Raw genomic sequence first — 10869 nt, 5'->3', positions numbered from 1 at the left:
CCAAGGGACAATTATGTTATTTCATCTTCAGATGATTTTTCTACATTATCATCTATTCTTTCTTCTAAAATTTCCATTATGTTTAATCTTATTTCTTCATCATTTAACATTTTTATTAACTTATAAAATTCATCTTTTGTTAAATCAATACTTTCTTCAAAAATACTTTCAAACACTGCTCCTTTTTCTATAAGTCTTTTGTTTCTTGCTTTTCTTTCTTGTTCATTAAGTTTTTTCTTCAACTGTCTTTTTTGATTTTGTAATTGCTTAATGCTTTCTTCTTTCTTTTCAATCTGTTCTTCAATACTTAATCTTTTACTTGTCATAATATGTCCTTTCTTAAAATAAAAAAACGACTAGATTTTTATTTCTAATCGTTCTTGGTTTAAATATTATAATTTGCTATATTGCATTTTAATTTTAAGTTTTTTATATATCTTTCCATGTAGGTTTATTATATATTGGTAACAAATACTTCGATATTGATTTTGTTAAAGGATAAAGCCTTTTTCCCAATCCACCCGCTAAAATTATTCCCTTCATGTTGACTCCTTTCCCTTTTTAAAGAGAGATAATTAAGTTTTATAATTATGTCTGATCATATTCTTTTATCATTCCACAGTCTAAACATATAATTTTATCTGACAAATAGTTTATAAATTCTATATCATGGCTTATTATTAATACAATATTTCCTAATTCAGCATATTTTCTTAATAGTTTACTAATATTTATCATATTTTCATAATCCATACCACTAGTTGGTTCATCCGCTATTAATATGCGTTTATTTAGAGCGATCGCAGCTCCAATTGATGTTCTCTGTTTTTCTCCACCAGATAGGTATTGGGGGTGTGAATCTTTTTTCTCATATAGATTTAATATATTAAGCAAATTATCAATACTTTCATAATCATTATTTAATTTAATTTCTTCTTTGACACTAGCTGTGAATAATTGAGTATTAACATCTTGAAAAACTAAATATGATAATTTTAATCTATCTGAACAAGTAACTACCTTTCCATCAACTTCAATTTTACCTTCGTTCTGTTTTATTAATCCAGATAAAATTCTTCCTAAAGTTGTTTTGCCTTGTCCATTTTCTCCAAGTAAAAAATATACTACTCCTCCATATAAATTTAATTTTTCTATATTTAAAAGATTCCCACCTCTTTTATATGAATATTTTAGATTCTTAATAGCTAAATTAATTGTTGGATTTTCAACGCTAGTATTTGATTTTTTACATATAGACACTTCTTTGAAGGTTCTTAAACCAAGAGAGACTCTTTTTCTTTCATCCATTTTAAAAAAATCACTGGCATCATAAGTTTTGATAATTTTCCCCTTATTGACCAAGCTTATCCTATCGACTAAGCCTTTAAGATAATAAATCCTGTGTTCAGAAATTAGAATAGTCTTTCCCATTTCTTTAAGTTTAAATAGTATATTTCTAACTTTTTTTATAGTATTTATATCTAAGTTGCTAGTAGGCTCATCCAAAATAACTATATCTGGATTAGACATCAAACTAGCAACTATACAAATAATTTGTTTCTCTCCTCCAGACAGTTCCAAAACATTTCTATCAAGCAAATTGCTTATATCAAAATATTTAGTCAACTTTTCAAGTCTATTAAGGCTTTCATCTTTACTATATCCAAGATTTTCTGTAGCTAACACCAATTCGGTAGTTGAATTGTCTGTGAAAAATTGGTTTTTGGGGTTTTGATATACAAATCCAATATTTGAAACTAAATCTTTTATAGATAATTTTGAAATATCTATACCCCTGATTAAAACTTGCCCCTTCCTCTGTATGTCATCGATATTGTCGACTATACCACCTACTAATTTGCAAATACTAGTCTTACCAGAGCCTGATTTCCCAGCAAATAAGTGAACTTCTCCTGCTTTTATATTCAAATTTATTGGTCCGATTTTTGTACCATTAGAATAAGATATTTCTGTATCAATAAAGTCTATCATAATATTAACCTCTCACAATATATAAAAGCAAAAAAATATATAGAATAGCAAGTATATCTAAATATGAAAATAATATTAGAGAACATCTGTATTTTTTTCCATCTATACTCAAACCCTTGCTAAAAGCTGCCTGTGATAAATCTTCTCCAATATTTGTTGCAGAAAATAATAGTGGAATAATTAAATATTCCATATATAATAAAGGATTGCTAAATACCATATTTTTTCCAATCCCTCTTAGCTTCATGGCCTCACTGATATGTTTAAATTCATTCTTTATAATTGGTGTATATCTAAACATAACTAGAAAAGGAATTCTAATAATTTTAGGAATTCTAATTCTTTCCATACTAGCAAGCAAACTACTAACTTTGGTTGAATAAAGAAAATAATATCCTAGATTAAATGGTATAAGCAATCTTCTTATTATCAGTGACCAAGTCGCTAGAACTTGCATGATTTCAATTTTATATATTGGTAAATTAGGAATTATACTTAATATTGCAAAACTAAGTATAAGCTTAATGGGTCTTTTTCTGTTATTAATGCAAAGGAACAAAATAGATACTAAAGCTATATTAATAATCTCTAAGTAAAATGGAAATTTAGTTGTAAGTGTTATTACAAAGAAGATTACTAATATAAATTTAGTTTCCGTTGCTAATTCAATTCTATCGCTATTCAAAATCATTACCATTAAGATGTTTTCTTAAAATCTTCTCTCCTATATTCCCTCCTAAGTAGGCACCTATCACTACACTAACGAATAAGGCGAATAAGATCCATATTGGTAATTTAAGTAATTGATTTGCATATGCTTCTCCCATTGATGCTACTGTTAATTTATAATAAAGATCTTTTGCCACAAAAATCATTAAAAATTGACCTAAAGACGTTAAAGAAATAAATACGTGAGCTAATTTCATTCCCTTGATAGACTTATAACCAGTAAATCTTCTGGATAATTCTGCAAAAATCGAGCATAATACAAAATATGCTATAAATATTGGAGGAAAACCCATAAAAAAGAAAGGCAATCCAGGAATAAAGGTAAATACAAAGGTCAACCATGCTTTTGGAACTTTAGACATGAAAAACATAGAAATAATCGCCCCAGCTATAGCATATACAAATGGATATGCTAAATATGTTATAACCATTAATCCAAGTGGAATTCCAACTATCCAACTAAATATAAAATATATAGCTGAAAATATACCTGTCATGATTAAATCTTTAATCGTAATTTTGTTTTTATTATTCATAATATAATATCTCCTTTTAAATTTTAATATTTATGAGTTTCTGTTAATTCAGTTTTATTTATCATGTCTTTATAGACTTTAGAATTTTTTAACAAATATTCATGATCTCCATAAGCGTCAAGTATACCATCGTTTAAAACAACAATCTTATCAACATTTTGAATTGATTTAAGCCTATGTGAAATAATAATAACCGTTTTATCTTTCAATAAACTATTTAAAGCATCTTGAATTTTTAATTCGTTTTCTACATCAAGAGATGAGGAAATTTCATCTAGAATTATAATTGGAGCATCTTTTAAAATTGCTCTTGCTATAGATAGTCTTTGTCTTTCTCCACCTGAAAGCATTGATCCATTTTCCCCAATAAAGCTATCATATGAATTTGGTAATTTGCTTATAAAGTCTTCGCAGCCTGCCAATTTCGCAGCTTTTTTTACTTCTTCATCACTAGCATCTAATTTTCCTATTCTAATATTTTCTAGAACTGATGTATTAAATAATGTAACATCTTGGAAAACTACAGTAATCTTTTTATACAGATCTTCAGCATTCATGTTTTTTATTATATGCCCCCCTATTTTTATATATCCCTTATCATAATCGTAAAGACCTGATATAAGCTTTAATAGAGTAGACTTTCCACAACCACTCGGCCCAACTAAGGCAGTTACTTCTCCTTGCTTGGCAGTAAAGCTTAACCCATCTATAACTTTATTTTTCCCATCATATGAAAATTCTACATTGGTAAGTTCTATATCATATGAATCCATTTCAACTTTTTGTCCAGAGCTAGTAGGATAATCTTTTATCTCACCTATTCTTTTTATCCTTGCATCTAAGTAAAAAATTTCACCTAAATAACTTGCAAGCCCTAGAACTCCATCTGAGATTTTTGCCGCTCCTATTATAAATCCAACAAAATAAAGAAGAGTTATTTCTCCTGTAATTAACAATCTACTCCCAACTGCTAGACATAGACCTAGGGGTAGGATTCCTATATACTGTGCTAAACTAAGTGGTATAGCTTGTGATAATTCCGATTTCCATTGGAGTTTTTCTGATTCTTTTAAAGAATTCTCTATACTGAATTTTGTAGGATTTTTAAGACCATAACTTTTTATTTCCTGGCTCATTTCTATAGAAGCTTGTAAGTCTTCTGATATATCCCTGAGTTTTTTAAAATGTTTTGTCCTATAATAAATCTGATTCTTCTTAGTTAAAAACAATACTATTGTTGCTAAGAGAACTGGGATAATTATAGCAAGTGCCATCTTCCAGTTGCCAAATAACATTAAGATAGCCATTAGAATAAAATATATGATAAATCCTAGGTAATTTCCTATTGCATGTGCCAATGCATGCTCCACTTGCCCAACATCCTGCATTATAGTTTGAGCAAGATCTGATAAATCGTGCTTTGAAAAGTATGACATAGGCATTTTTCTAAAATAATCAGCAATCTCTATCCTTAAATTTGCTGACTCTTTATAAGTTTCGTTGTAAGTGATTTGATAATTAATACTTATAATTACATACATAATGATTATTACTATAAATATTACAATCGTATATACTGATGGTTTTTGAATCTTTTCTTCTAAAACTCCATCAGTAAAAAACATCACAACCATTAACGGTAGAATAAATGATGTATAGTAAAAGAAAAAGGAAATTGTTGATTTGATTACACCAATTGCCCCATTTTCAGTCAGCTTGAGCTTATCCATTATTAGTCTTTTCATCAAATCCTCCATTCATTGGCGGTATTATACATATCATAAAGCTTCTTATATCTTCCTTTAGCAGCTATCAAATCCTCATGAGACCCTCTTTCTATTACAGATCCATCGTCAATAAAGAGTATTTCATCAACATTTGTGATGCTTGAAAGCCTATGGGCAATCATTATTACTGTTTTATTTTTTATTAGCGATGAAAAAGCCCTTTGTAATTCATACTCATTTTCTGGATCTGTTGCTGCCGATGCTTCATCCATTATTATAATGTTTGCATCTTTTAATATTGCCCTTGCTATGGCTATTCTTTGAATCTCTCCACCAGATAGATAGACTCCCTTAGAGCCTATAATAGTATTTTCTCTCTTCTCAAATTTATCTAAAATACTATCACAAGAGGCCAGGTGAAGAGCATTAAGTACCATTTCTCTACTTGCTTTTGGATTTCCAACTAATACGTTTTCAAATATAGATTTCTTAAATAACTTTGCATGCTGAAAAATGTAGGCAATATTTTCCTGAATAGTCTTTTCAGAATATGAAGATATATTTTTCCCACCTATAGTTATTTTTCCCTTATCAATTGGATAGAAGCCTGAAATTAGTTTGGCAATAGTGGATTTACCCGAACCTGAAGAACCTACAAGAGCATAGGTCTTATTTTCATAGAGTTTTAAATTAAAATCTTTGAGGATAAAATTATCATCATACTTAAAAGATACATTAGAAAATTCAATATCAAATCTGTCTATTTTTTCATCAGTTCCAAATTCAATTTTTTCTCTTTCCATATTTTCTATTAGGCCTTCTAACTTATCTAGGGTAAGCTTGGCACTATAATTATCAGTACCTGTAAACATAATTGACATAAATGAAGACAAAATCACTCCTGAAAACATTGTAAAAAAGACTAATTTTGCAAGTAATAAGTTAGCATCACCTCCTCTTAGGATAAAATAAGCTAAAAGAGGCACCATAAAAGCATAAAATGAATTAAATAGGACTTGAAAGGCTACATATGGTTTTTTACAAGCTTGTGAATAGGCGTAAACATTATCCTTATAGTCTATTATTGACTCTATCAAAGTCTTATAGTATTTGACTCCTACTCCAAATATCTTTATAACTTGCATTCCTCTAATGTATTCAACAGTTGCTGCACTCATATTTTCTAGGGCCTTTGAAAATTTATCCATAAGTTCAGGAGCATTATACATAAGCCTATACTGAACTACTCCCACAAGGCATACAAGTATTAATAAAATTCCAAGTCTTATATCAACCATAAATGTTAATGTAAGCATGGCAATAGGAGTAAGTACGGCTATAACATTATTTGGTATTAAATGAGCCACAGTAGAATGAGTATTTCCTGCATTATCATCTATGATCTTTCTGATTTTTCCTGAATTATTTTTATCATAAAAAGAAAATGATGCGTCCAACAAATTATAAAGACCTTTTTTTCTCAAATTTGTCTCTAGTCTAAATCCCATAAAATGGGATGATAATAACCCAATTATAGCAACTACTCCTCTAAGAATCATTAGAAATACTATTTTTAAACTATAATTTAATGCAACATCTAACTGGAAATCAACTAAAATTAATTTTATAGTCTTCCATAAGTACCAATAGGCAAACATATATATAAATACAGATAAAGCTGATAATACCATTGCTATATATGCATATTTTTTTCTTTCTGGCACATAGTTAAATAGTCTAGCATATAACTCTTTCATACAACCCCCTTAAAATTATCCTTCCTAGTTATTGTTTCTCATCTTTATAGCCAATGTTTTATACTAAATGTTTGTAGTACCATAAATAGTGCAATAAAAAAGTGATTTTATCTTGACTTTTGTTAACAGGCTTTATTTCAAATAAATTCACCTTTTAATTTATTAACTGTTAGTATCGGCTAACTCAAAATTATTATATACCATTTGATAACTTTTATCAATAGGTTTTAGGTGGTTTTAAAAATATAATTTTAAAGATAAAAATAGCATAGATATCTCATTATGCGAGTCATCTATGCTATTTATTATAAATTATAATCGAAATGTTTTTTTAATTTTTCAAAAGTTTCATCAGAAATAACATGCTCTATAAGACAAGCTTCGTTTTCAGCTTTTTTTGTATCTATTCCAAGTCTTATAAATACGTCCGTCAAATATTTATGCCTTGTATACATATTTTTGCAAAATGTTTTTGACTCCTCTGTTAAATGAATTATTTTATCTTCACCATAAATAATCAGCCCTTTATTTTCAAGTTTTTTTAACATTCTTGTAACAGTAGGTCTTTTATACTCTAAGTAATTAGCAAGATCCATGTTTCTTACTTCATCTTTTTCCAAAGATAAAATATATATAGCTTCTAAATAATTTTCCTCTGCAAATTCTCTGTGTAGAATGGATTACCCCTCCCTTAAAAATAAAAATAATTACATCCAAATTTAGTAAATACGAAATTAAAGAACTTAAAAAATGATTTCCTTAATCTTTATACTATCTCATTATACTTATAAAAATACTTATTTAAAAGTAAATTTTGCAACATCGTTCATATTTTTAGGTAAATACCAACCATCTGACTTGTCTGAATATCCCTTGAAGCCTAATTGATTAAAAGTAGTTATTTGACCAGTACCTTGATTCACATTATCTTCACTTTCATCAAAGCCTAATACTACTTGCATAATCCCTAACTTGATCTTCTGTCCTTAAAGTCATTTACTATTCTTCTTCACTAAAATTGTCTTCAAAACTAATAATATCATTAGGAGTGCAAGATAGAGCCTTACATATTCTTTCTAAATTTTTAAATGTAATTGGTTTATCCTTTCCCATTTGTGCCATAACATTTGTTGTAAGTCCTGCCATGGCTATTACATCTGTTTTCTTTAGTCCTTTTTTTGCTAACTGTATCCATAATGGTTTATAGTTAAGTGCCATAATATCCCTCTTTTTCTCTTTATTAGATTTATTTAATTATAGCATAAATATTGATTTCATTCAATCTTACATTGATTTAGTGATTTGTTTTAGAGGATTTGTTGTGTTATTCCGTCCTTATTTTGCCATAAATTGCTTAATACCTTGAGATTTTGCTCCTGATAGTGATAGGTAATCCTTTGATGTTATCTCTGGATTTTCCCCCACTTCACACCGTGCATGCGACTTTCACCGCACACGGCGTTCCATCACAAGAAAGATTTTCACGTTTCAACTAAGACTTACACACTTCGTAACAAATTATTTTTTCTCTAAATTAGTGGCAATCCTGCCATTTTTCTAAGCTTATTACATTTCTCAATCTGCTTGAGCGTTAAGCCAAGCTCTTTTATATATTTTTGGATTGTATCTTCTTTTGTTGCATGGATGAGTATATGAACTGCTTCTGTAACAAGAATTAAGTTGCTATAACTGTCTGTACCGCCTTGTTCAAGCGGTATCTTGTGATGGCAATGTATATCGTTTGGCGTAAGTTTTACACCTGTTACTCCACATCTGCCATATTGAGCTGCAAAGAGCGAGATTCTGTTGTCCGCAAACTCTATGCTTTTATCAAGCACAGGGTGTTTCATTAGCCAAACAAGAGTGTCTACATCAATTTGTAGATTTTTATGAATGAAAGCTCTGCCCTTTACAGTGTATTTGTTTACAACCTTTTTCTTGTGTTTTGCGTCCTTTGTCCTGACATACCCCGCTGGAATTAACGGATGTCCATTAAGGAAGCGAAGCTGTTTACTTTTTCCATATTTTTCTTTGATAAATCCTTTGTTTAGTGTTCCACTGGTTTTAATATCAAGTCTGTTGTTCATCTGCTTTTTAATGTGAAAGGCTATTTTCGCAAAATCCAGACTCACATTTGTTGCTATTTGGTAATAATTATGCAAGCCTGAAACAGTGGCATTATACCTAGCTATTGCTTTGTACTGCTCTTTTTCATTTGCAGGTCTTTTTATATCCGCAACACATTTAGAAATATTTTCTTTTGCATTTTTCAATGCCTTATCACTTATATGCGACTGTACAACAAACTTTTTACCTTTTGGTTTAACCTTCAGCTTGAAGCCTAAAAACTCTGAATACCTTTGTTTTAGGTTCGTAATTGTTGATTTTTCTTCATTTATTGTTAATTTAAGCCTATCTTCAAGCCACTGTTTCACTGCTTGATATGTCCTTTTTGCATCATAGTAATTACTGCAAAATATTTTAAAATCATCAGCATATCTTACAATGTAAATTTCCTTGAGCTTACTTGACCTTAAAGCTCTATAGGTATGGCTTTTTATTTCCGTTCCTTTGCTATTAGTCTTTTGTTTATATGGATAATGCGTTGGCATTGTTGCCCATTGAGATGAAACCCACCAGTCCAACTCATTTAGTACTATATTAGATAGCAATGGGGATAAAATACCTCCTTGAGGTGTACCCTTTGTAGGTATAATTGTTTCACCATTTGGCATTACAATATTAGCCTTTAACATTTCCTTGATAATGCAAATTAGCTTTTTATCTCTTATTCCTAAGTGCCATATTTGTTTTATGAGTTTTGAATGACATACATTGTCGAAAAATCCTTGTATATCAATGTCGACAACATAATGTAAGTGCTGTATCTGCATTAGCCTTGCACATTCTGCAATAGCGTGTTCTGTATTCCTATTAGGTCTAAACCCATAAGAACTGTCGTGAAATTTCGCTTCACATATTGGCTCTAAAATTTGTAAAATACATTGTTGTACAATTCTATCAACAATCGTTGGTATTCCAAGCGGTCTTGTTTTTCCATTAGGTTTTGGTATTTCCACTCTTTTTACAGGGCGGGACTTATACCAATGAAACTGTTTTTGTATTAGAGAAATGTATTCTTCCTCATTTAGTTTTGATAGATGGTTTATTGTTCTTCCATCTACTCCTGCTGTGTGACTGCCTTTATTTCCTTTTATACTTCGATAGGCTAGTTTTATATTTTCTCTTGAAGTTATTAACCCCATTAAATTTGAAAATACTTTATTCTCACTGCTATCTTTATATAGATTATCAAGGACCTCTTGCAAGTCATAATATTCCGTATAACGGATTTTATTTTGTTTTAATCTTTGTTTCGAAGTGGACACAGGCACCATCTCCTTTCGGATTTGATTTTCTTTGTCATACTCGAAGCTGTGTTTATCTTAATTTCAGTTCTTGTTCTTTCTTGTGACTAGTGGCTATCCCTCCACGAGCTTATTATTCTCGCTTCATAGGTACTATGCCACCACTTTCACCAAGATAAAAAATAGTTATATGATCTTTTTCTTATCATTTTCCCATTTAACACTTCATTAGCATTAGACTGCTTCCATGTTCTTGGTTTACCACGTTCCAACAATCCTATCATTGAATACGTTTAGGTTCTTCCTCTAAGCCTGTGTTTAGCTCTCGCCTTATCGCCTGTAACGATATATGGACTTTCATAACAACCATTCTTACTAATCCACAAACACACCATCTTTGATGGTAATTGCCGTTAGACAAATTCAAACGTCTAGACTTGTACATTCGGAAGTGCGTCAGTGTTTTGGTATACACATTCTCACCATGCGTATTCGACACCCGGCATATAAGTAGCACCATTTACCTCTAAACAGGTTTCGTATAACTATATAGCTATTTACGGCTACTCTCTGCCGACTTCACCGAGCTTTTGACAATAAATTAGTCTAATATTTATTGCCAATCGGAGTATCAGTGTAGGCATTTTAGGGCGTTACTCCATCATTCTACCTATTAGATTGTTAGTTCTCCTAAGTTTCGGACTTTTAGTCCTTCGACTTAGTGCATAAGCTTTTCACTTATGAACGTGTCGCACGATTG

The 10869-nt window shown here is 30.2% G+C and carries 11 protein-coding genes; all 11 read right to left on the bottom strand.

Annotated features, from left to right (window positions below; genetic code table 11):
• Positions 1–11: 11 nt before the first annotated feature.
• The 11 genes from HMPREF0072_RS09155 to ltrA all read right to left on the bottom strand — a co-directional run bounded on the left by HMPREF0072_RS09155 (position 12) and on the right by ltrA (position 10130).
• Complete coding sequence (locus HMPREF0072_RS09155) at positions 12–326, bottom strand: DUF3847 domain-containing protein (RefSeq protein ID WP_004829738.1); 315 nt, start codon at positions 324–326, stop codon at positions 12–14.
• A 103-nt stretch (positions 327–429) separates the two neighbouring features.
• Complete coding sequence (locus HMPREF0072_RS11410) at positions 430–543, bottom strand: sugar phosphate nucleotidyltransferase (RefSeq protein ID WP_322785202.1); 114 nt, start codon at positions 541–543, stop codon at positions 430–432.
• Positions 544–588: 45 nt separating this feature from the next.
• Positions 589–1992: an ABC transporter ATP-binding protein gene (locus tag HMPREF0072_RS09150; RefSeq protein ID WP_004829735.1), complete on the bottom strand. Its 1404-nt coding sequence runs from the start codon at positions 1990–1992 to the stop codon at positions 589–591.
• A 4-nt stretch (positions 1993–1996) separates the two neighbouring features.
• Entirely contained in the window at positions 1997–2677 is a 681-nt protein-coding gene (locus HMPREF0072_RS09145) for an energy-coupling factor transporter transmembrane component T (RefSeq protein WP_169303266.1), read from the bottom strand.
• Complete coding sequence (locus tag HMPREF0072_RS09140; RefSeq protein WP_004829730.1) at positions 2670–3257, bottom strand: MptD family putative ECF transporter S component; 588 nt, start codon at positions 3255–3257, stop codon at positions 2670–2672. The genes HMPREF0072_RS09145 and HMPREF0072_RS09140 overlap by 8 nt, the downstream gene beginning before the upstream one ends.
• Before the next feature lie 23 nt (positions 3258–3280).
• Positions 3281–5002, bottom strand: coding sequence for an ABC transporter ATP-binding protein (locus tag HMPREF0072_RS09135; protein WP_155811905.1), 1722 nt, complete (start codon positions 5000–5002; stop codon positions 3281–3283).
• Positions 5002–6741 carry an ABC transporter ATP-binding protein gene (locus tag HMPREF0072_RS09130; RefSeq protein ID WP_004829725.1) on the bottom strand — a complete coding sequence of 580 codons (1740 nt, stop codon included), beginning with the start codon at positions 6739–6741 and terminating at the stop codon, positions 5002–5004. The genes HMPREF0072_RS09135 and HMPREF0072_RS09130 overlap by 1 nt, the downstream gene beginning before the upstream one ends.
• Before the next feature lie 305 nt (positions 6742–7046).
• Positions 7047–7418 (bottom strand): metal-dependent transcriptional regulator, encoded by a 372-nt coding sequence (locus tag HMPREF0072_RS09125; RefSeq protein WP_081447039.1) that lies wholly within the window; start codon positions 7416–7418, stop codon positions 7047–7049.
• Positions 7419–7538: 120 nt separating this feature from the next.
• Complete coding sequence (locus HMPREF0072_RS09120) at positions 7539–7703, bottom strand: hypothetical protein (protein WP_004829721.1); 165 nt, start codon at positions 7701–7703, stop codon at positions 7539–7541.
• Between the two features lie 37 nt (positions 7704–7740).
• Positions 7741–7959, bottom strand: coding sequence for a helix-turn-helix domain-containing protein (locus HMPREF0072_RS09115; protein ID WP_004829719.1), 219 nt, complete (start codon positions 7957–7959; stop codon positions 7741–7743).
• Between the two features lie 311 nt (positions 7960–8270).
• Positions 8271–10130, bottom strand: a complete 1860-nt coding sequence (ltrA, locus tag HMPREF0072_RS09110) for a group II intron reverse transcriptase/maturase (RefSeq protein ID WP_039931397.1) — start codon at positions 10128–10130, stop codon at positions 8271–8273.
• Between the last annotated feature and the right edge of the window lie 739 nt (positions 10131–10869).

It is taken from the genome of Anaerococcus lactolyticus ATCC 51172, assembly GCF_000156575.1.
GTDB classification, from domain to species: Bacteria; Bacillota; Clostridia; order Tissierellales; family Peptoniphilaceae; genus Anaerococcus; species Anaerococcus lactolyticus.
Note: the sequence above shows the minus strand (reverse complement) of the source record. Positions and strands in the feature narration are given on the sequence as shown.

Bases quoted from the DNA above. Each gene is read 5' to 3' on its own strand.
- HMPREF0072_RS09155 (WP_004829738.1), bottom strand. From the start codon at position 326: ATGACAAGTAAAAGATTAAGTATTGAAGAACAGATTGAAAAGAAAGAA.
- HMPREF0072_RS11410 (WP_322785202.1), bottom strand. From the start codon at position 543: ATGAAGGGAATAATTTTAGCGGGTGGATTGGGAAAAAGGCTTTATCCT.
- HMPREF0072_RS09150 (WP_004829735.1), bottom strand. From the start codon at position 1,992: ATGATAGACTTTATTGATACAGAAATATCTTATTCTAATGGTACAAAA.
- HMPREF0072_RS09140 (WP_004829730.1), bottom strand. From the start codon at position 3,257: ATGAATAATAAAAACAAAATTACGATTAAAGATTTAATCATGACAGGT.
- HMPREF0072_RS09135 (WP_155811905.1), bottom strand. From the start codon at position 5,002: ATGAAAAGACTAATAATGGATAAGCTCAAGCTGACTGAAAATGGGGCA.
- HMPREF0072_RS09130 (WP_004829725.1), bottom strand. From the start codon at position 6,741: ATGAAAGAGTTATATGCTAGACTATTTAACTATGTGCCAGAAAGAAAA.
- HMPREF0072_RS09120 (WP_004829721.1), bottom strand. From the start codon at position 7,703: ATGCAAGTAGTATTAGGCTTTGATGAAAGTGAAGATAATGTGAATCAA.
- HMPREF0072_RS09115 (WP_004829719.1), bottom strand. From the start codon at position 7,959: ATGGCACTTAACTATAAACCATTATGGATACAGTTAGCAAAAAAAGGA.